Consider the following 18,670-nt stretch of genomic DNA (forward strand, 5'->3'; position numbering starts at 1 on the left):
CTACTCCCCGAGATAGTGCTTGAGCGTTAAGCGCAGCTCGGGGCTCATCCGATCCAGGTTATTGAACAGCCAGCGTAAATAGCCCGGGTCGTTTTCTGCGATTTCGGCCACCGCCTTGCCGCGATATTTACCGAAGGTAAAGGTGGTCAGCAGCGCCGGACGACCGGTAATGGTCGCCATCTCCTCAGGCTGCCAGCCGGAAACGTTGATAATATCGAGAAGCAGCGCGGCGGTGATATAGCAGTCGTACAGCGCGCGGTGTTGATGCAGTCCGGCAGGCGTTGCGACACTGAGCTTACGCGATTTATACAGCCCCATATTGCTGTATTTAATGCCTGGCCACAGACGGCGGGCCATCTTCATGGTGCAGATCCACTCCCCGTGCATTTCCGGTAACACCCGGCGATCGAAGCTGGCGTTGTGGGCGACATACCACCGGCTGCCGATGTAATGCGGCAGAACCTCTTCAATCCACGGCTTGTCGGCGACCATCTCTTCGGTGATACGGTGAATTGCCATGGCCTGGGGGCTGATAGGTCGGTCGGGACGAACCAGATGACTCATGGGATTGGTTATCTGACCATCGACAATATCAACAGAGGCGATTTCCACAATGCCTCCCTGCAGTCCGCAGGTTTCCGTATCGATTACGCGTAGCATGGCTCACTCCGGCCCAAAGAAACCAGCGTAAATGAATGCGCAGCGCTTGCCAACCGGGACGTCCGTAAGGGACGAGAATTATTTCGCTTTGGGTTCATAGGGCAGGCGCGACAGCGAAACAGACGCCAGTCGATGGGCTATCAGGCGTTCACGGAACCAGTCACGCAGGTGTGACGGTTGCTCCCGCTCCACTAAATCGGCGACAACGGGCATATTGTAGCGTTCTTTAAAGGCGACACCGGCCGCGGCAAGGTCGACGTTCACTTTGTCCATCTCGTCCTGCGAAATTTTGGCCAGATTTTTTTCCATATGGTTTCTCCTTCATGATGCTGAAAACCGATCGGGCGCGACGTCGGACCGGGACGCATCGCTCGACTATGCCATTATACAGGGTTATTCTCTGTGCTACATACATAACGAAAAGGAATGACGATGATGCGTACCATCGCCGGGCGCGCGCTGCGCGCCTCTGCTTTTTTCGCCGGTTTCCTCGTCAGCACCGCGGCCTTTGCCCATGCGCATCTTCAACAGCAAACGCCAGCCGCAGATTCGACTGTCGCCGCCTCTCCCGAATCACTGACCTTGAGCTTTTCTGAAGGCATCGAAACGGCCTTTAGCGCCGTGACCCTGACCGGCCCGCAGCAGAAAGCCGTTGCGACCGGTAAGCTTACCCGCAGCGACAGCAATAAAGCCCAGCTGATTGTTCCGCTGACGCAGCCGCTGGCGGCGGGGGAGTATACCGTTGACTGGCACGTGGTCTCCGTTGATGGCCACAAAACCAAAGGGCAATATCACTTTACCGTGAAATAACGCATGCTCACGGGAATCTATATCGGTCTGCGCTTCGTCCACTTTCTCTCGCTGATGGTGGCGTTTGGCTGCGTGCTGTACGGCGCGTGGTGGGCGCCGCTGACGCTGCGGCGTTTGCTGATGCAGCGTTTCTTCCCGCTACTGCGCCACCTTCTGCTGCTCAGCGCGGTTTCTGCGCTGCTGATGCTGATGGTACAGGGCGGTCTGATGGGGAATGGTTGGGCGGATCTCTGGCAGCCTGCTATCTGGCAAGCCGTTGCCGGTACTCGCTTTGGCAGCGTCTGGGTCTGGCAGATTCTGCTGGCGTGGATTGCGCTGGCGATCGCGTGGCTCAAACCTCGTCGTCCGGCGCGTCTGCTGCTGGTGCTGCTGTGCGCGCAGATCTTGCTGATGGCGGGCGTTGGCCATGCGGCAATGAGCGAGGGGGGACGGGGCGTGGTGCAGCGGACTAACCATGCTGTGCATCTGTTCTGTGTCGCCGGCTGGTTTGGCGGGCTGCTGCCGTTCATCTACTGCCTGCGCCTCGCGCGCGGGCGCTGGCGTCAGGCCGCTATCGGCACCATGATGCGCTTTTCTCGCTACGGACATCTGGCGGTTGCGGGCGCGATCGCCAGCGGCGTGATAAATGCGCTGCTGATCCAGGGCGGATTATTCCGTGATTCGCTGTGGGGAGAGATGCTATTGATCAAATGTGCCCTGGTCGCAGGGATGGTAGCAATTGCGCTGGTGAACAGGTATGTTCTGGTGCCACGTATGTCGGTGAACGGAACGCGAGCGGAGCAGCTCATTTTGCGCACCACGCAGGTTGAAATGGCGCTCGGAGCATTGGCGCTGCTGGCCGTCAGCCTGTTTGCGACCTGGGAACCTTACTGAATTAACTGGCTAAATCATGAAAAAAACTCTTTTAACTATGTTGTTACTGGCAAGCTCTGGCGTCGCGCTGGCAGCACCGCAGATTATCACCGTTAGCCGCTTCGAAGTGGGGAAAGATAATTGGGCGTTCAATCGCGAAGAGGTGATGTTGACCTGTCGCCCGGGGAATGCGCTGTTTGCCATTAACCCCAGCACGCTGGTGCAGTATCCGTTGAATGATGTTGCTGAGCAGCAGGTGAAAGCGGGGAAAACCAGCGCTCAGCCGATCTCAGTGATCCTGGTCGACGATCCGCAACATCCGGGACAAAAAATGAGCCTCGCGCCATTTATTGAGCGCGCGCAGAAGCTTTGTTGATACCCGAACCTATCTTACTGTATTAACATATAAAAAACCGCCTGCATTCCTTTCAGGAAGCGGCGGTTTTTTGTTGGCACCGGCCATTTTGTCAGGAATTATTCGACCACTTTTGTTGCGGACTGGAAAACCTGACGCGGTAAACTATTCTTATAAGGCAAGGCGACTTAGCCTGCATTAATGCCAACTTTTAGCGCACGGCTCTCTCCCAAGAGCCATTTCCCTGGACCGAATACAGGAATCGTGTTCGGTCTCTTTTTATCTGAAGCTTATCAACTCGTTACATAAAAAGACCGGAAATCATCCCTCATTTCCCGTTACGGTCTTTTTCCCTTATACCACAACAAAAAACGCCTTAACATTCTCTTTACAGAAAATCTGAGCCGGATACTGCGGGTCAAGGTCAGGGCGATGGCGCGCCGCGCGCCCGCAGACAAGGTCCTCATCGCCGCGGGATATCCATGCCCTGAAGATACGCGGGCATATTATTTTAGTGCGATCTATTTGGCCGCGCGTTGCCAGGAAATGAAGGGCTGCCGGGATGAAGATGGAGTAATAAAAACAACGTATTATTCAGGCGCGACGATTGACGGATACAGCTGGGATTCAAGGTAGCAGACCAGGGTCCAAATCTCACCGCTGAAAATAAACCAAAGCGCACCGAGCAGAATTATTATCACGATAACCAGAAGGGCAATTTCACTCTTACTCATAACTTCACTGGCTACCAGAAAGGAAACGATGAAGAGATGATAGTAACGAAACCACAGGATAAGATGCAAACGCCGTGATTTAAAAACGGCGTTTGTTTGATATGGACAGGCGTTAATCTGTCAGGGTTGGGGAGTCAGCTGCGCGACCTGCGCGATCAGGTCGTCCAGCAGCTGGAAGCGGCGGCGGTATTCCGCCCGCTTTTTACTGGCGATGGCATCCAGCGATTTCCTTTCCATCTGTCGCGGCAAGCGCCAGCGCCAGGCGCCATCGGCTACGCCATCAATAGACTGCCAGAACTCATCATAGCTGGCGTGGAAATGGCGCCCCTTGCTGAGACGATAGCGCAGCGCGCGGAAAACGTGGCCATTATCGCTTACGCCATAAATGGCCTGAATGTGGCTTCTGGCGGCCAACGCCCAGATAAACTCGATCAGCAGGCGTTTAGGAAACAGACCATGGCAGGCGCGGGTAGCGAGTTTAATCACTTCATGCGGCACGTTACGTCGCGGCCCCTGCAGCCCGCCGATAACCAGCTGCCATTGCTCCTGCTGGCGCACGACGCTGAAGGTGGCGCTGGCCAGCAGCGTCTGGTTACCATCGCGCAACCACAATGTGGTTTCGCCTTCGCGCTCGGCTTTACCCGCGGAGGAGGCCGAGAGAGTGAAGCGGGCTTCATCTTTACCCTGCAATTCCAGCAGGATCGTCTCTTTAGCGGCGGTCATGGCAGCAGCCAGCTGCGTGCCTGACAGTGAGTCGATGAACTGATAGTGGCTGATAATCGCCTGGGCGCGTTGGCTGGCGTTTAACCCACGCGTCAGATACTGGCGGTGAACTTTACCCGGCAGGGTAACCTGTGCGGCAAGCAACTGATTAAAGTCAGGACGCACGGAAAGATTATCCAGCATTGCGCGAGTGGGCGTATAAAATAAGGCCGTACGCAATAAAAATTTCAGCCGGTAATTACGCTTTTGCCAAATCGGAGCGGGAATAAGTCTGCCCATCACCAGATCGGCAATAAGATTTGTGCGGGGCTGTTGTGCGAAGGCTGAGTGCAGGCTATTGTCCGTCACGATAAAATACCTCGTTGTTATTTAGCCTCTATTTTAAGGGCTTGGTGAGGCGAGATTAATATCCTGGCGGACTATATTTCTGTTTCGTTTATATTTGATTGAGGTGGGTATCTTTGGGGTGGTGAAGAGAGAATTAACTATAATTGTATCAGGGGGGCAAAATATGTATCAGCGTATTGAGGGTTCGGCCTGGCGCAATATCTGGCTGGTTGGCGATCTCCACGGCTGCTTTGCCGTATTGATGAGCCATCTCCGGCAGATAAAATTCGACCCATACCAGGATCTTCTCATCTCCGTGGGCGATTTGATCGATCGCGGGCCGCAAAGCGCGAAATGTCTCGCGCTTCTCGACTGCCGCTGGTTCTGTGCGGTGCGAGGTAACCATGAACAGATGGCGCTGGATGCGCAAGAGAGCGGGGCGTTGACGCTATGGGTCATGAACGGAGGCCACTGGTATCAGGAGAGCACGCGCGGCGAGCGGCTGCAGATTGACGAACGCCTGGATCGCTGTCGCCAGCTGCCGCTGATTGTGGAGCTCAGCGCCGGATCGCTGCGCCATATTGTGGCCCATGCCGACTACCCGGCGGCGACCTATCGTTGGCAGCAGCCGGTGGATGAACAGCAGGTGCTCTGGAGCAGACAGCGCCTGATGGACCATCTGGCTGGTCGACATGGCGCGATAGGCGGAGCGGACCACTTCTGGTTTGGCCACACGCCGTTGAAGCAACGTTATGATAGCGATAATCAACATTATATTGATACGGGGGCGGTATTCGGCGGTGCACTCACCCTGGTGCAACTGCAGTAAGCCGCTTAAAAATCGCTGTATTCGCTGGCAGGCTGCCAGAAACCATCAATAAAATCTTCAACCGGAAAACAGCCGCCCTGGCGTATCCGCTGATCGTTCATCGCCACAAGGCACCGTCGTTCGTTATCGTAAACGTCGACGACAATATCTTCGCAACCACCGTCCAGGTAACAAATAAACAAAACTAAGGCGAACATCCTGGCCTCATGTTTGGGTTTGTTAATCAGTATAGGGTAGCTCATAAACGGGGGGAATAAATAACCCGTCTCAGGCGACGGGTTCTTTTTGAATCAGGCAACGCGCATGATCCAGGCATCGGATTGTTGATCGTAGTGCTTACGGTAGAGGACGGAATGTTGACCATCAAGAATGGCAGGGACGCTGGTTTCCGCATCCCAGCCATCCAGCTGCATGCATAAGTCCGGATCGGATTTGCAAGGAATGCTTAACGTTCGCTCTCCCTGCTGTTCACCGTGCAGCTCGGCGTCGTCTATCTCAAACGCGCCGATTCGAATGCTGGTTTTACTCATAAATTCACCCCGTTGGTCTGCTGAGTTGTGGTACGACCAGTTAGGCCGTCATTTTTCAGCGTAGACAACGGGGGACAAACCGCCAGTAAAAAAATGCGGTTTTTTTGCAGTCGATCACGCCTTACCGGCAAATAGTTTACCGTCGCGAACCAGCTCACGCGGGTAGCTGTTTTTCAAACGGGAGCCGACTTTTTTCGCCAGGCCCAGCGTTGCCCCCTGGAACGTGACGATAACTTCATCCTGCTGCGGCGTCGTTTCAGGGTAGACGTCGCGGCCACGATACCACTCTTCCGCTTCATCCTGCGTCAGTTCAAAAGGAGCATCCGGGACGGCGAGCGCAATGACCGCTTCGTGCTGCCAGCGAAAGCCTTTGTTATGGGTTTCCGCCAGGCGAATGCCAATCCGCGAAAAACGGACCTGGCCGATAAATGATTCCAGCGCTTGCGGGAACAGCCAAATCTCTTTATCACGCTGCCAGAGCGTATGATGGTCATCCCAGTGCAGTCCGACGGCGGCCGCGGCGGCGGAAATCGCTGCGGCTTCCCGGCTTTTAAGCGGCGTAAAAGGAAATTTTCCGACTTTGTAACCCGGCGCCGGTCGCGCCTCGATCGCTGCGGTTTTCTTGAGGCGGGCAACAAAAAAACCTTCGCAGTCAAAAATCTGCGGAAAGACGTGGAGAAATCCCTCTGCGGTTAAGGCCTCCGTAGCCTGCGGGAACAGCGTGCCGAGCGGTAGCACCTCGACCGCCTGCGGATAGCGGGCTAACAGCCACTGCACGACCTCTTCGTTCTCTTCCCGGTTCAGGGTGCAGGTCGAGTACACCAGCGTGCCGCCGGGGCGCAGCGCGTGAAATGCGCTGTCGATGAGCTCCCGCTGAGTTTCGGCGATCTGCTGATTACTCTCAGGCGACCAGTTTTTCAACGCATCGGGATCTTTGCGCACCACCCCCTCGCCGGAGCAGGGGGCATCCAGCAGGATGGCGTCAAAGCGTTCCGGCAGCGCGGCGCCAAACACCCGACCATCGAAGTGGGTCAAGGCGACGTTGCTGATGCCGCAACGGCTGATATTGGCATGCAGGACTTTAACCCGACTGGCGGAAAACTCGTTGGCGAGAATCCCGCCCTTATTTCCCATGCGCGCAGCAATCTGTGTGGTTTTGGAACCAGGGGCGGCGGCCACATCCATGACCCGCTGCGGCATGTCGCCATCGGCAAACAGCGCCGCAACCGGCAGCATAGAACTGGCTTCCTGGATGTAAAACAGGCCGCTGAGATGTTCGGCGGTGCTGCCCAGCGGCAGGGAGTCCTCATCATCGCGTTCGATCCAAAAGCCCTCTTCGCACCACGGGATCGGCGTCAGCTGCCAGCCATAGGGCGCCACCTGCTGCAGAAAGTCGGCGACGGAAATTTTCAGCGTATTCACGCGCAGGCTGCGGCGTAACGGGCGCTGGCAGGCCGCGATAAAGGCATCGAAAGAGAGATGCGTGGGCATCGCGTCACGCATTTGAGCGAGGAATTGGTCAGGAAAATAGACTGCGTTTTGAGCCACTGGTGCGCACCACAAGAAAAAAGGGTGCGCAGTTTATCATAAACGCTCCGGCGGGGGACACCGGAGCGTTTTGCTTACTGTGGCAGGGCCGTGCCCCATTCCCGCCACTCTTTCGGTTCGCTTTCCAGCAGCAGGAAGTGTTTACCATCCTGTGCCTTCGGCGCCAGCGGCGTGCCCGGCGGCGTGGCAAAGGAGATACCGCCGCGAATGAACTGGTTAAAGGTCCCGGTTTTCACGACGCCGCCAATCAGGCCAAAGTCGAGGTTATAGCCGGAAGAGAGCCAGAAGACCGAATTGTTACGCACCAGATACTGATAGCGTTTGCTGATACGCAATTTGACCATCACGCGATCCGACATCGAGCCCAGCGTCAAGCCGGTCACCGTACCGACTTCCAGGCCGCGGAACAGTACCGGCGTTCCGATATCCAGCGAACCGGCTTCCGGCACTTCGACAACGATGCTCAGACCGTCAATGTAGCGGGAGTCGCTAATTGTCGTTTCCTGAATTTCGAAATCACGGCGTGGCGTGCCGCGGCCGGGTTCAACGTTGATGTAGGGCTGGAAAATGGTATCCAGGTGTTCGACGCCCGCCGCAGAAATCTGCGGGGTGATCACCGAGAAACGGGTCCCGCTGCGGGCGAAGGTCTCGACGTACTCCGGGTAAAGCACGGCTTTCGCCTGGACTTCGTTTTTTGCGGTAATCAGATTCAGGGACTGGATCTGGCCGATATTAATGCCCAGGTAGCGAATCGGCATCCCTTCGGAAATTTTACCGGCATCAAAGGCATGCAGCGTAATCTGGCCACCGACTGCCCGGGCAGCGGTTTCAGAAGCATAGAGAATGCGTTTGTTGCCAATTCGCGCGCCGGCGCTACTGCCGCTGAGATCGTCAAAGCTGATTGCGCCTTTCAATGCCCGTGACAGCGGTGATGCCTGCACGGTCAGACCATTGCCATCGAGCTGGACTTTGGCGCCGCCCTCGGCCCAGAAGACGCTATTGTTGGTCAACAGATTGCGATATTCCGGCTTAATATGCAGATCGATATCAAATGCGTTGCGGCGGGGTTTAACCGAAATGATCTCGCCGACGGCAAACTTACGATACAGCACCACCGAGCCTTCCTGAACATCCGGCAGGGTCTCTGCCGTCAGGCTCAGAGTGGTGGTGGGCACTTCGCTGAGGCTGTTTTCTTCCGCCTTCTCCATATTGGCATACAGCGGATAGCTGGCCTGTATTGCCCCTTTCTCGCCAGGGATAATACGAATACCGCCTTCGACCCACTCGCTGGCGCTGGCGCCCAGCACTTTGATGCCATCAAAACCCACTTTCACGTCAAGACGGCTGTTAACGACAAATTTGCTGTCGCCGCGCACCAGGTCGCGATACTCAGGGGTAATGGCCACCTGGAAGGTGACGCCTTTAGCGGTCAGCTTGCGCTCCAGAACCTGACCCACTTTCACGCCGTGCAGCACCAGCGGCTGCCCGGCATCAATGCCGTAACTCTCCGCTGCCGTGAGCGTCACCGTCGCCACATCCGGTTCATCGAGCAGGGATTTGTCAGCCGGGAGCACCACAAAGTGATTTCGCGTCTCCCCCTCTCCGGGCACCAGTTCGAACGTATTCCCGGTCAACAGGGCGCTGAGGCTGGGGTTATCCAGCGAGATTTTCGGCTTTTTCATCTGAATAAGCGTCTTATCTCTGAGCAGGGTGACCACGCTTGGGTCAACCGTCATCTCACCGGTCACTTTACTGCCGGGATTGAGGTTGAGTTTGGTCAGCTGCCCGACTTCCAGCCCCTGGTACATCAGCGGGGTGGAGCCGGCTTTCAGGCCTTCGCCGTCAGGCAGCTCCAGCGTGACCAGAACCCCGCGCTGGCTATGAGCCAAATCTTCGTACAGACCAAACTCATCGTTTTGTTGCGCGGCCTGAGAATCGGCAGGGGAGTCAAAGGCAATAGCGCCATTGACCAGCGCGGAGAGGCTTTCCAGCTGGACTTTCGCGCCGCCGAGGCCGACATCGGCCTTAACGCCTGATACATTCCAGAAGCGGCTGCCTTTTTTCACCAGGTTTGTAAAGCGGCGTTCAATCAGCACATCGATAGTGACGCCCTGATTGTTATCATTGAGCGCAAAATCGTAAACCCGACCCACCGGAATTTTGCGGAAGTAGACCAGCGATCCGCTGGTGAGCGAACCGAGGTCCGGCGCCTGCAGATGAATCATCAGCTCGCCGTTGTTGATATGGTATTTCGGCTGGGTATCGAGAGCGACGAAATGGTCCTGCGGCTCCCCTTTACCCGGCATCATGCCGATGTAGTTACCGCCAACCAGCGCATCAAGACCGGATACGCCGGCCAGCGAGGCTTTCGGAGTAACCAGCCAGAACTGGGTATCTTTGCGCAGAGCGTCTTTCATATCGCCCTTCACACTGGCAGAGACTTCGATTTTGCTCAGGTCTTTGCTCAGCGAGATATTCTCGACGGTGCCCACCTCGACCCCTTGATAGCGGATAGGCGTGCGCCCCGGGACAATCCCGTTGGCCGACTGGAAGTCGATGGTGATGGTCGTCCCGCGATCGTTATAGCTGGTCCAGATCAGCCAGCTGGCGATCAGCAGGGCTATTACCGGCAGCAGCCAGAATGGCGAGATGCGACGTTTAGTTTTAATTCTGGCTTCAGTCGGTGAAGCGGGCGTTTCCTGACTCATGTGCGTCCCAAAGTAAGCGGCTGTCCAGCCATTCAACAGCAAGGATAGTTAATATTACCGCGGCGCCGAAATATACCGCAGCAGGCCCCATCGTGAAAGCGAGGAGTTGGTCGCGATTAATCAGTGACATGGTTAATGAGATAACAAAAAGATCCAACATTGACCAACGGCCGATCCAGGTAATCAGCCGCAGCAGGATGATGCGGGTACGCAGCCCCTGTTCGCACTTGAATTGTATGCTCACTAATAGCGTAAACAAGACAATAACTTTGGTAAATGGCACCAGAATACTGGCGATAAACACCACGCCGGCAATCGCCACATTGCTATTGGCCAACGACATAATCCCCGACAGAATCGTATCATCCTGTCGTGCGCCGTTGACGTAAATAATGGAGATCGGCAGCAGGTTTGCGGGAAGCAGGAACACCACCGACGCAATCAGCCCGGCCCAGCTTCGCTGCAGACTCTGCGGCCGTCGATGGTGGAGCGGCGTATGGCAGCGTCGGCAGCGTCCGCGGGCATCGCGAAAGCCGGTGTAATGACAGCCGGTGCAAACCTGTAGCGCCGGGTCGGCCCGAAACGCTGGACGCTGGGGATAAAATCGCTCCCATAGCTCTTCAACGTTCATATGAATGATCGTCAGAATGCTGAGCAGGGTGAGCGAGATAAAGGCCACAAGCCCGACGCCCGGCTGCAGGAAGGCGTAATCCTGTACTTTGATGGAGGCCACGCCGATACCGACCAGATAGATATCCAGCATCACCCACTCTTTGAGTTTTTCCAGCATCAGCAGCACCGGGCGTAAATTCATCCCCAGAACGTTCCCCAGCCAGAGATAGGCGATCGAGATGACCAGCAGCGCCGGTGCGCCAATCGCACAAAACAGCACCATCGCGGCAGTAAGCGGATCGCCCTGACCGGTCATTTGCCAGATCCCTTGGATTACGTTCGCATCGATACGTACGCCGAGCAGATGCAGACGCAGTAAGGGTTCGGTCCACGCAAAGGGCATCAGGAGCATCATGGTAATGGCCATACTACCCAGTCGCGAAAGAGACCAGTCGCGGCCATCACGCACTTTCGCATTGCAGCGCGGGCACCAGGCACTTTGATAACGCTTAAGCACCGGCAAACGAAAAAGAACGTCACACTGCGGGCAGCGGTGATAATGTGCCTGAGGGAGCGGACGGCTGACCGCATGCACGACCATCTTTTTTGCCGGTGTTATCGGTTGTGTTTTTAGTGGCATTTATTACGTACAGGAATGAATGTATCTCACTATCTTAACCCAGGATTGAATTCATCTTGAGCCTGAACGCATTTAATGCTTATTTTATTAGGCAATGCGTGTTTCGCAGTAAGACAACTAAGTGACCAGATAATGAACAAAACAGAATTTTACGCGGATTTGAACCGTGATTTTCAGGCTTTAATGGCAGGTGAAACCAGTTTTTTGGCGATGATCTCTAATACCAGCGCGCTGCTGTTTGAGCGCCTGACCGAGGTTAACTGGGCAGGTTTCTATCTGCTTGAAGGGGACACGCTGGTTTTAGGACCATTCCAGGGCAAACTGGCCTGCGTACGGATTCCGGTTGGGCGAGGCGTATGCGGTGCGGCCGTTGCGCAAAATCGCGTTCAGCGGGTGGAAGATGTTCATGCCTTCGATGGACATATCGCGTGTGATGCCGCCAGCAATTCGGAAATCGTCTTTCCGCTGCAGGTGAACAATCAGATTATTGGCGTTCTGGATATCGACAGCACCGCCTTCTCCCGCTTCACCGCTGAGGATGAGCAGGGGCTGGCTGAACTGGTCGCGCATCTGGAAAAACTCATTTCTGCGACTGACTATCAAAAAATATTCGCCCACGTCGCAGGATAATCAACGGATAACGTAGCATTTAGCGATGGCGTCATTATAATGACGCCTGTTCATGCCTGCGGCTTGTTGGCTACGTCCGTTGTAATCAGGAAATTTCATGGAAAATCAACCTAAGTTGAATAGCAGTAAAGAAGTTATCGCGTTTCTGGCCGAACGTTTCCCTCAGTGCTTCAGCGCTGAAGGTGAAGCTCGCCCCCTGAAAGTCGGTATTTTTCAGGATCTCGTGGAGCGTGTTGGGGGGGAGATGAATCTCAGCAAAACCCAACTTCGTGCCGCTTTACGTCTTTATACTTCGAGCTGGCGCTATCTGTACGGCGTTAAGCCAGGCGCAGTTCGCGTTGACCTTGACGGCAACCCGTGCGGCGAACTGGAAGAGCAGCATGTTGCTCACGCTCGTCAGCAGCTCGAAGAAGCAAAAGCTCGCGTTCAGGCGCAGCGCGCAAGCCAGCAGGCTAAAAAGCGCGAAGCCGCCGCCGCTGCGGGTCAGCAGGAAGACGGTGCTCGTCGTGAGCGTAAGCCACGTCCTCAGGTTCGTCGCAAAGAAGGCACCGAACAGCGTAAGCCGCGTCCAGCCGTTGCAAAAGCACCGCGTGAAGAGCGTCATACCCCTGTATCAGATCTGACCGCGTTAAGCGTTGGCCAGGCTCTGAAGGTGAAAGCAGGCAACAACGCAATGGACGCCACCGTTCTGGAAATCACCAAAGATGGCGTTCGTGTACAGCTGACTTCTGGTATGTCAATGATTGTACGCGCAGAACACCTGGTGTTCTGAAACGGAGGCCGGGCCAGGCATGAACACATTCTTTAAGCTCACCGCGCTTGCGGGCCTGCTAGCAATAGCAGGCCATGCGTTCGCCGTGGACGATATTACTCGAGTCGATCAAATTCCCGTGCTGAAAGAAGAGCCGCAGCACGCGACGGTGAGTGAGCGCGTTACCTCGCGCTTTACCCGTTCTCACTACCGGCAATTTGATCTCGACAACGCCTTCTCGGCAAAAATTTTCGACCGCTATCTGAATCTGCTGGACTACAGCCACAATGTGCTGTTGGCCAGCGATATCGCTCAGTTCTCGGCGAAGAAGAATCAAATCGGCGATGAGCTGCGTACCGGAAAGCTGGACGTTTTTTACGACCTGTATAACCTGGCACAGAAGCGTCGTTTTGAGCGCTATCAGTATGCATTGAAGGTGCTGGAACGTCCGATGGACTTTACCGGCAACGACAACTTCAACCTTGACCGCAGCAAAGCCCCCTGGCCGAAAGACGAAGCCGAGCTCAACGCGCTGTGGGATGCCAAGGTTAAGTTTGACCAGCTGAGCCTCAAGCTTACTGGCAAAGATGACAAAGAAATTCGCGATACCTTAACGCGTCGCTACAAATTCGCCATTCGTCGCCTGGCGCAGTCCAACAGCGAAGATGTGTTCTCGATGGTGATGACCGCTTTTGCTCGCGAGATTGACCCGCACACCAACTATCTGTCCCCGCGCAATACCGAACAGTTCAATACCGAAATGAGCCTGTCGTTAGAGGGCATCGGCGCGGTACTGCAGATGGATGACGACTATACGGTCATCAATTCGCTGGTAGCCGGTGGTCCGGCGGCGAAGAGCAAATCGATCGCCGTCGGCGATCGTATCGTCGGCGTCGGCCAGTCCGGTAAAGGCATGGTTGACGTTATCGGCTGGCGTCTGGATGACGTTGTTGCGCTGATTAAAGGGCCGAAGGGCAGCAAAGTGCGCCTCGAAGTTCTGCCTGCTGGTAAGGGCGCGAAAACCCGCATCGTCACGCTAACCCGAGAGCGTATTCGTCTCGAAGACCGCGCGGTGAAGATGTCGGTGAAAACCGTCGGCAAAGAGAAAGTCGGCGTGCTGGATATCCCGGGCTTCTACGTTGGCCTGACGGACGACGTCAAGGTGCAGCTGCAGAAGCTGGAGAAACAGAACGTCAGCAGCATTGTTATCGACCTGCGCAGCAATGGCGGCGGGGCGCTGACCGAAGCAGTTTCACTCTCCGGTCTGTTTATCCCGTCTGGCCCGGTGGTTCAGGTCCGTGACAACAACGGCAAAGTGCGTGAAGACAGCGATACCGATGGCGTGGTGTACTATAAAGGCCCGCTGGTGGTGTTGGTCGATCGTTTCAGTGCTTCGGCCTCTGAAATCTTCGCTGCCGCCATGCAGGATTACGGTCGCGGCTTAATTGTTGGCGAGCCGACCTTTGGTAAAGGCACCGTTCAGCAGTATCGCTCGCTGAACCGGATTTACGATCAGATGCTGCGCCCTGACTGGCCGGCGCTGGGCTCTGTACAGTACACCATTCAGAAGTTCTACCGCATTAACGGCGGCAGTACCCAACGTAAAGGTGTCACGCCGGATATCATGATGCCGACCGGTAGCGAAGATCGTGAAACCGGTGAGCAGTATGAAGATAACGCGCTGCCGTGGGATAGCGTCAATGCGGCGACCTACGTGAAATCCGGTGATTTGAAACCGTTCGATCCGCAGCTGCTGAAGCTGCATAATGAGCGCATCGCCAAAGATCCCGAGTTCCAGTACATCATGAAGGACATCGCTCGCTATAACGCAATGAAAGATAAGCGTTATATCGTTTCTCTCAACTACGCTCAGCGTGAAAAAGAGAACGAAGAAGACGATGCGACGCGCCTGGCACGGATTAACGATCGTCTGAAGCGCGAAGGTAAACCGCCGCTGAAGAAACTGGACGATCTGCCGAAGGACTACCAGGAGCCGGATCCGTATCTTGATGAGACGGTCCACATTGCGGTAGACCTTGCGCATCTTGAGAAAGAGATGCCCGCGGTAGAACCGCCGGTCAGCAAATAAGCACCCAACGGGCACAATGATTGTGCCCGTTTTTCTTTCCGTCATCTTCCCGACCGTCCTCTCTTAGACATACAAAATGTCAACAACTTACGCAGATGTCAGTTCGCTGTGACAAAATGTAAAGTTGTGTTTTTCTCGTGACTTAGCGGGGCCTGATCGTTGAAAATTGGCGTTCTACCCATACGATATGGGTAATCGCATAGTGCGTTTTGTTAAATCGAGGTTAAAAGAAAATTATGATGCGAATCGCGCTTTTCCTGTTGACCAACCTGGCGGTGATGGTGGTATTCGGGCTGGTGTTAAGCCTGACGGGAATTCAGTCAAGCAGCATGACCGGGTTACTGATCATGGCGCTGCTTTTTGGTTTTGGTGGATCGATCGTTTCGCTGATGATGTCGAAATGGATGGCACTGAAATCCGTGGGTGGGGAAGTGATTGAGCAGCCGCGCAATGAAACAGAACGCTGGCTGATGAACACCGTCGCACAGCAGGCGCAGCAGGCGGGTATTGGCATGCCGCAGGTCGCCATCTACCATGCGCCGGATATCAACGCGTTTGCCACCGGCGCCCGCCGCGATGCTTCTCTGGTCGCCGTGAGCACCGGGCTGCTGCAAAACATGAGTCGTGACGAAGCCGAAGCGGTCATCGCCCACGAAATCAGCCACATCGCCAACGGTGACATGGTCACTATGACGCTGATTCAGGGGGTGGTGAACACCTTCGTTATCTTTATCTCGCGTGTTATCGCGCAGATTGCCGCCGGCTTCCTGGGCGGAAACCGGGATGACAGTGAAAGCAGCAACGGTAACCCGCTGATTTACTTTGCCGTAGCGACCGTGCTGGAACTGGTGTTCGGTATTCTGGCCAGCATTATTACCATGTGGTTCTCGCGCTATCGTGAATTCCACGCCGATGCCGGGTCTGCCAGACTGGTTGGGCGTGAGAAAATGATTGCCGCGCTGCAGCGCCTGAAAACCAGCTATGAACCGCAGGAAGCCAGCAGCATGATGGCGTTCTGCATTAACGGTAAGGCGAAGTCAATGAGCGAACTGTTCATGACTCACCCGCCGCTGGATAAGCGTATTGAAGCGCTGCGCAGTGGCGAATACCTGAAGTAACGTTGTTGCAGAATAGCTAAAAAATCCGCGGCCCCCGGGCTGCGGATTTTTTTTGGGCTGAAGCCTGAGGAGAGCGGCTATTGTCCCGGACGGGGCTGGGTTACGCGAAGCCCGCTGACGGTTGCGGCAATCACCGCCAGCCCACCGGCCAGCAGCAGTGCGCTGTGGGTGCCGCCGTTGCCCTGCAGGTTAAGTAGCAGGGCAACCAGCGCCGCACCGGTACTTTGACCGAGCAGTCGCGCGGTCCCCAGCATTCCGCTGGCGCCGCCGCTGCGCTGGGCCGGTGCGGAAGAGACAATGGTATGGTTGTTCGGCGACTGGAACAGGCCAAAACCGGCGCCGCACAGCGCCATGCGCCAGATAATATCCAGATCGGAAGGCGAGGAGGGCAACAGCGCGAGGCCAAACAGGCCGCAGGCCATCACCAGCAGACCGATTGCCCCCAGTAATCCCGCGTGCACTTTCTCAATCATATAACCCGCCAGCGGCGCCATCACCATGGTAGCCAGAGGCCACGGCGTCAGCAGTAAGCCGGTTTCGACTTCGCTACGGCCCATCACCGACTGCAGGAAGAAGGGCAGGGAAACCAGCGCCAGCATTTGCGCGCAGAACGAGCAAACAGAGGTACAGATAGACAGGGAAAACAGCGGGATGCGCAGCAGGTCAATCGGCAACAGCGGTACCGGCATCTGCAGCTGGCGGCGCACAAAGAAGAAACCGATAACCAGCATCGCGGCCACTTCTGCAAGCACGAGTCGTCCCGACTGACCCTGGGCAAAACCGCCGAGAGCGGTGATCAACAGGCCAAACGTCAGCGCATTCATTATGGCGCTGGGAAGATCGAAACGGGTGATTTTGCTCCGGCCAACGTTCGCCGGCAGGTAACGCATGGCGAGGATAAGCGAAACAATCCCGAGCGGAATATTAATAAAAAACAGCCATTGCCAGGAGGCCACCGAGAGAATCGCTGCCGCAATAGTGGGGCCAGCGGCCGATGAAACCGCCACCACGAAGGAGTTAATCCCCATCCCGCGTCCGAGAAAACGCTGCGGGAAAATAAGCCGGATCAGCGCCGTATTGACGCTCATCAGGGCGGCGCCGCCAAGGCCCTGCGCGACGCGGGCAAGGGTCAGCATCTCCAGACTATGGGAAAGTGCGCAGGCGAGCGAGGTCAGAGTAAACAGCGCAAGGCCGATTTTATAGATACGCCGATAGCCAAACATATCGCCGAGAAAAGAGAGCGGCAGAAGGGCAATCACGATAGCTATCTGGTAGGCGTTGACAATCCAGATTGACGCCGCCGGCGAGGCGTTTAAATCGGTGGCAATAGTCGGCAGGGCCACGTTAGCGATTGCGCCGTCGAGTACCGCCATGGCTAACCCTAAAACGATGGTCAGAATTGCGCCGTAGCGCTGCGGCAAAGGCAGGCCATCGGAAATGTTTTTATCCATGTTGAATGTATGTCTTTAGGGTAATTATTCTCTGAGTAATGATTTTAGCATTGATTATTCGGCTGTATGTCGCAGATTTGTAACGAATGAGCAGAAGAACGATTGCGGGGGGCGCGATGCGAATTTATAATAAAAACCGGTTCTGATTTTTATAAAACAGTTACGATGAGGTGATAAATGGCAGTTGCAGATTTGGATAAGCAGCCAGATTCTGTCTCTTCGGTATTGAAAGTTTTTGGCATTCTGCAGGCGCTTGGTGAAGAGCGTGAAATTGGCATAACCGAACTGTCCCAGCGCGTCATGATGTCAAAAAGCACCGTTTATCGCTTTTTGCAAACCATGAAATCGCTGGGCTATGTGGCGCAGGAAGGTGAATCCGAGAAATACTCCCTGACGCTCAAGCTGTTCGAACTGGGCGCGCGTGCGCTACAGAATGTCGATCTGGTCCGCAGTGCCGATATCCAGATGCGTGAACTTTCGCGGCTGACGAAAGAGACGATCCACCTGGGGGCGCTGGATGAAGACAGCATCGTCTATATCCACAAAATCGACTCGATGTACAACCTGCGGATGTACTCACGAATCGGTCGCCGCAACCCGTTGTACAGTACCGCTATCGGTAAAGTGCTGCTGGCGTGGCGCGATCGCGCTGAAGTTGAGCAAATTCTTGAAGGCGTCGAATACAAACGTAGCACCGAGCGGACCATTACCAGTACGGAAGCGCTGCTTGGCGTCCTGGATCAGGTTCGTCAGCAGGGCTACGGTGAAGATAATGAAGAACAGGAAGAGGGACTGCGCTGCATCGGCGTACCGGTTTTCGACCGCTTTGGCGTGGTGATTGCAGGTCTGAGTATCTCTTTCCCGACTCTGCGTTTCTCGGAAGAGCGTCTGAGTGAATACGTGGAGATGCTGCACACGGCGGCGCGTAAGATTTCTGAACAGATGGGCTATAACGACTATCCATTCTGATCCGAAGGGCAGCCTGGTCAGTTAAGCGACAGCGGGAATACGTTTCCCGCTGTCGCTTTTACGCATTAACCTTTGTCGATAACGGTTTCGCTTTTGCGTAAAATCGGGCAGTCGGTAACACCGATAATACCGCTATCAGAATGAACGTATTGTGCGGTACTGGTGCCGCGAGCGGTCAGATATTTACACTGAAGCCCCAGTCCCGCAGCATTCTCATTGCTGCCAATAAGAATGCCATAGCCGCTCAATAATATCCCAATCCATACGATAGCCAGTACTACAATGGAACGAATGATTAATCGCATTGTTGCCTCATGGTTTACATTATCCCTGC

General features: G+C 55.3%; 20 protein-coding genes. 9 read left to right on the forward strand and 11 right to left on the reverse strand.

Annotation, left to right across the window (positions count from 1 at the left end):
* Together exoX and Q1L34_RS09120 are read right to left on the reverse strand one after the other, a co-directional pair.
* Nucleotides 1-660 (reverse strand): exodeoxyribonuclease X, encoded by a 660-nt coding sequence (exoX, locus tag Q1L34_RS09115; RefSeq protein ID WP_004863981.1) that lies wholly within the window; start codon nt 658-660, stop codon nt 1-3.
* A gap of 78 nt (nt 661-738) precedes the next feature.
* Nucleotides 739-969, reverse strand: coding sequence for a DNA polymerase III subunit theta (locus tag Q1L34_RS09120; protein ID WP_004863978.1), 231 nt, complete (start codon nt 967-969; stop codon nt 739-741).
* A 126-nt stretch (nt 970-1,095) separates the two neighbouring features.
* Here Q1L34_RS09120 and yobA point away from each other — a divergent pair, with 126 nt between their 5' ends.
* Genes yobA through Q1L34_RS09135 form a run of 3 tightly spaced genes read left to right on the forward strand, consistent with a single transcriptional unit; the run spans nt 1,096 to nt 2,698 of the window.
* Nucleotides 1,096-1,470 carry a CopC domain-containing protein YobA gene (yobA, locus tag Q1L34_RS09125; RefSeq protein ID WP_004863975.1) on the forward strand — a complete coding sequence of 125 codons (375 nt, stop codon included), beginning with the start codon at nt 1,096-1,098 and terminating at the stop codon, nt 1,468-1,470.
* 3 nt (nt 1,471-1,473) lie between these two features.
* Entirely contained in the window at nt 1,474-2,343 is an 870-nt protein-coding gene (gene copD / locus Q1L34_RS09130; RefSeq protein ID WP_004863974.1) for a copper homeostasis membrane protein CopD, read from the forward strand.
* Between the two features lie 16 nt (nt 2,344-2,359).
* The gene (locus Q1L34_RS09135; protein WP_015584012.1) at nt 2,360-2,698 is read left to right on the forward strand and encodes a YebY family protein; all 339 of its coding nucleotides are present in this window, start codon (nt 2,360-2,362) and stop codon (nt 2,696-2,698) included.
* A 569-nt stretch (nt 2,699-3,267) separates the two neighbouring features.
* On the opposite strand, the gene Q1L34_RS09140 is transcribed toward Q1L34_RS09135, so the two are convergent.
* Together Q1L34_RS09140 and Q1L34_RS09145 are read right to left on the reverse strand one after the other, a co-directional pair.
* Nucleotides 3,268-3,411 carry an Ecr family regulatory small membrane protein gene (locus Q1L34_RS09140; protein WP_054828791.1) on the reverse strand — a complete coding sequence of 48 codons (144 nt, stop codon included), beginning with the start codon at nt 3,409-3,411 and terminating at the stop codon, nt 3,268-3,270.
* 120 nt (nt 3,412-3,531) lie between these two features.
* Nucleotides 3,532-4,503, reverse strand: coding sequence for a VirK/YbjX family protein (locus Q1L34_RS09145; RefSeq protein WP_172412537.1), 972 nt, complete (start codon nt 4,501-4,503; stop codon nt 3,532-3,534).
* A 142-nt stretch (nt 4,504-4,645) separates the two neighbouring features.
* Between Q1L34_RS09145 and pphA the strand changes: the two genes are divergently transcribed.
* Nucleotides 4,646-5,290: a protein-serine/threonine phosphatase gene (gene pphA, locus Q1L34_RS09150; protein WP_004863967.1), complete on the forward strand. Its 645-nt coding sequence runs from the start codon at nt 4,646-4,648 to the stop codon at nt 5,288-5,290.
* 5 nt (nt 5,291-5,295) lie between these two features.
* Here pphA and Q1L34_RS09155 read toward each other — a convergent pair whose 3' ends face one another.
* From Q1L34_RS09155 to yebS, 5 genes are all read right to left on the reverse strand, one after another.
* Nucleotides 5,296-5,487, reverse strand: coding sequence for a YdfD/YebW family protein (locus tag Q1L34_RS09155; RefSeq protein ID WP_004863962.1), 192 nt, complete (start codon nt 5,485-5,487; stop codon nt 5,296-5,298).
* A 93-nt stretch (nt 5,488-5,580) separates the two neighbouring features.
* Nucleotides 5,581-5,820 (reverse strand): YebV family protein, encoded by a 240-nt coding sequence (locus Q1L34_RS09160; protein ID WP_004863958.1) that lies wholly within the window; start codon nt 5,818-5,820, stop codon nt 5,581-5,583.
* Between the two features lie 114 nt (nt 5,821-5,934).
* Nucleotides 5,935-7,368: a 16S rRNA (cytosine(1407)-C(5))-methyltransferase RsmF gene (rsmF, locus tag Q1L34_RS09165; RefSeq protein ID WP_072046549.1), complete on the reverse strand. Its 1,434-nt coding sequence runs from the start codon at nt 7,366-7,368 to the stop codon at nt 5,935-5,937.
* A gap of 74 nt (nt 7,369-7,442) precedes the next feature.
* A complete protein-coding gene (locus tag Q1L34_RS09170) occupies nt 7,443-10,076 on the reverse strand; it encodes a PqiB family protein (protein WP_015584016.1) in 2,634 nt (877 codons plus the stop codon).
* The gene (gene yebS, locus Q1L34_RS09175) at nt 10,045-11,328 is read right to left on the reverse strand and encodes a membrane integrity lipid transport subunit YebS (RefSeq protein ID WP_015584017.1); all 1,284 of its coding nucleotides are present in this window, start codon (nt 11,326-11,328) and stop codon (nt 10,045-10,047) included. The genes Q1L34_RS09170 and yebS overlap by 32 nt, the downstream gene beginning before the upstream one ends.
* Nucleotides 11,329-11,460: 132 nt before the next feature.
* Between yebS and Q1L34_RS09180 the strand changes: the two genes are divergently transcribed.
* From Q1L34_RS09180 to htpX, 4 genes are all read left to right on the forward strand, one after another.
* Entirely contained in the window at nt 11,461-11,958 is a 498-nt protein-coding gene (locus Q1L34_RS09180; RefSeq protein WP_015584018.1) for a GAF domain-containing protein, read from the forward strand.
* A gap of 97 nt (nt 11,959-12,055) precedes the next feature.
* Nucleotides 12,056-12,730, forward strand: a complete 675-nt coding sequence (gene proQ, locus Q1L34_RS09185) for an RNA chaperone ProQ (protein WP_004863942.1) — start codon at nt 12,056-12,058, stop codon at nt 12,728-12,730.
* A 19-nt stretch (nt 12,731-12,749) separates the two neighbouring features.
* Complete coding sequence (gene prc / locus Q1L34_RS09190) at nt 12,750-14,798, forward strand: carboxy terminal-processing peptidase (RefSeq protein ID WP_004863939.1); 2,049 nt, start codon at nt 12,750-12,752, stop codon at nt 14,796-14,798.
* Between the two features lie 236 nt (nt 14,799-15,034).
* Nucleotides 15,035-15,916, forward strand: a complete 882-nt coding sequence (htpX, locus tag Q1L34_RS09195; RefSeq protein ID WP_004863936.1) for a protease HtpX — start codon at nt 15,035-15,037, stop codon at nt 15,914-15,916.
* Nucleotides 15,917-15,993: 77 nt separating this feature from the next.
* Here the strand turns inward: htpX and Q1L34_RS09200 are convergent, their stop codons facing one another.
* A complete protein-coding gene (locus tag Q1L34_RS09200; RefSeq protein WP_015584019.1) occupies nt 15,994-17,367 on the reverse strand; it encodes an MFS transporter in 1,374 nt (457 codons plus the stop codon).
* Between the two features lie 177 nt (nt 17,368-17,544).
* On the opposite strand from Q1L34_RS09200, the gene kdgR reads away from it, so the two are divergent.
* Complete coding sequence (gene kdgR / locus Q1L34_RS09205; protein ID WP_004863930.1) at nt 17,545-18,336, forward strand: DNA-binding transcriptional regulator KdgR; 792 nt, start codon at nt 17,545-17,547, stop codon at nt 18,334-18,336.
* Between the two features lie 65 nt (nt 18,337-18,401).
* Here kdgR and Q1L34_RS09210 read toward each other — a convergent pair whose 3' ends face one another.
* The gene (locus Q1L34_RS09210) at nt 18,402-18,641 is read right to left on the reverse strand and encodes a YobH family protein (protein ID WP_004863927.1); all 240 of its coding nucleotides are present in this window, start codon (nt 18,639-18,641) and stop codon (nt 18,402-18,404) included.
* Between the last annotated feature and the right edge of the window lie 29 nt (nt 18,642-18,670).

The organism is Klebsiella ornithinolytica, assembly GCF_030505655.1.
In the GTDB taxonomy this organism is placed as follows: Bacteria; Pseudomonadota; Gammaproteobacteria; order Enterobacterales; family Enterobacteriaceae; genus Klebsiella; species Klebsiella ornithinolytica.

What these genes read in the sequence shown, in the direction of transcription:
- exoX (WP_004863981.1), bottom strand. Translation starts at nt 660, where the DNA reads ATGCTACGCGTAATCGATACGGAAACCTGCGGACTGCAGGGAGGCATT.
- Q1L34_RS09120 (WP_004863978.1), bottom strand. Translation starts at nt 969, where the DNA reads ATGGAAAAAAATCTGGCCAAAATTTCGCAGGACGAGATGGACAAAGTG.
- yobA (WP_004863975.1), top strand. Translation starts at nt 1,096, where the DNA reads ATGCGTACCATCGCCGGGCGCGCGCTGCGCGCCTCTGCTTTTTTCGCC.
- copD (WP_004863974.1), top strand. Translation starts at nt 1,474, where the DNA reads ATGCTCACGGGAATCTATATCGGTCTGCGCTTCGTCCACTTTCTCTCG.
- Q1L34_RS09135 (WP_015584012.1), top strand. Translation starts at nt 2,360, where the DNA reads ATGAAAAAAACTCTTTTAACTATGTTGTTACTGGCAAGCTCTGGCGTC.
- Q1L34_RS09140 (WP_054828791.1), bottom strand. Translation starts at nt 3,411, where the DNA reads ATGAGTAAGAGTGAAATTGCCCTTCTGGTTATCGTGATAATAATTCTG.
- pphA (WP_004863967.1), top strand. Translation starts at nt 4,646, where the DNA reads ATGTATCAGCGTATTGAGGGTTCGGCCTGGCGCAATATCTGGCTGGTT.
- Q1L34_RS09155 (WP_004863962.1), bottom strand. Translation starts at nt 5,487, where the DNA reads ATGTTCGCCTTAGTTTTGTTTATTTGTTACCTGGACGGTGGTTGCGAA.
- Q1L34_RS09160 (WP_004863958.1), bottom strand. Translation starts at nt 5,820, where the DNA reads ATGAGTAAAACCAGCATTCGAATCGGCGCGTTTGAGATAGACGACGCC.
- Q1L34_RS09170 (WP_015584016.1), bottom strand. Translation starts at nt 10,076, where the DNA reads ATGAGTCAGGAAACGCCCGCTTCACCGACTGAAGCCAGAATTAAAACT.
- yebS (WP_015584017.1), bottom strand. Translation starts at nt 11,328, where the DNA reads ATGCCACTAAAAACACAACCGATAACACCGGCAAAAAAGATGGTCGTG.
- Q1L34_RS09180 (WP_015584018.1), top strand. Translation starts at nt 11,461, where the DNA reads ATGAACAAAACAGAATTTTACGCGGATTTGAACCGTGATTTTCAGGCT.
- proQ (WP_004863942.1), top strand. Translation starts at nt 12,056, where the DNA reads ATGGAAAATCAACCTAAGTTGAATAGCAGTAAAGAAGTTATCGCGTTT.
- prc (WP_004863939.1), top strand. Translation starts at nt 12,750, where the DNA reads ATGAACACATTCTTTAAGCTCACCGCGCTTGCGGGCCTGCTAGCAATA.
- htpX (WP_004863936.1), top strand. Translation starts at nt 15,035, where the DNA reads ATGATGCGAATCGCGCTTTTCCTGTTGACCAACCTGGCGGTGATGGTG.
- Q1L34_RS09200 (WP_015584019.1), bottom strand. Translation starts at nt 17,367, where the DNA reads ATGGATAAAAACATTTCCGATGGCCTGCCTTTGCCGCAGCGCTACGGC.
- kdgR (WP_004863930.1), top strand. Translation starts at nt 17,545, where the DNA reads ATGGCAGTTGCAGATTTGGATAAGCAGCCAGATTCTGTCTCTTCGGTA.
- Q1L34_RS09210 (WP_004863927.1), bottom strand. Translation starts at nt 18,641, where the DNA reads ATGCGATTAATCATTCGTTCCATTGTAGTACTGGCTATCGTATGGATT.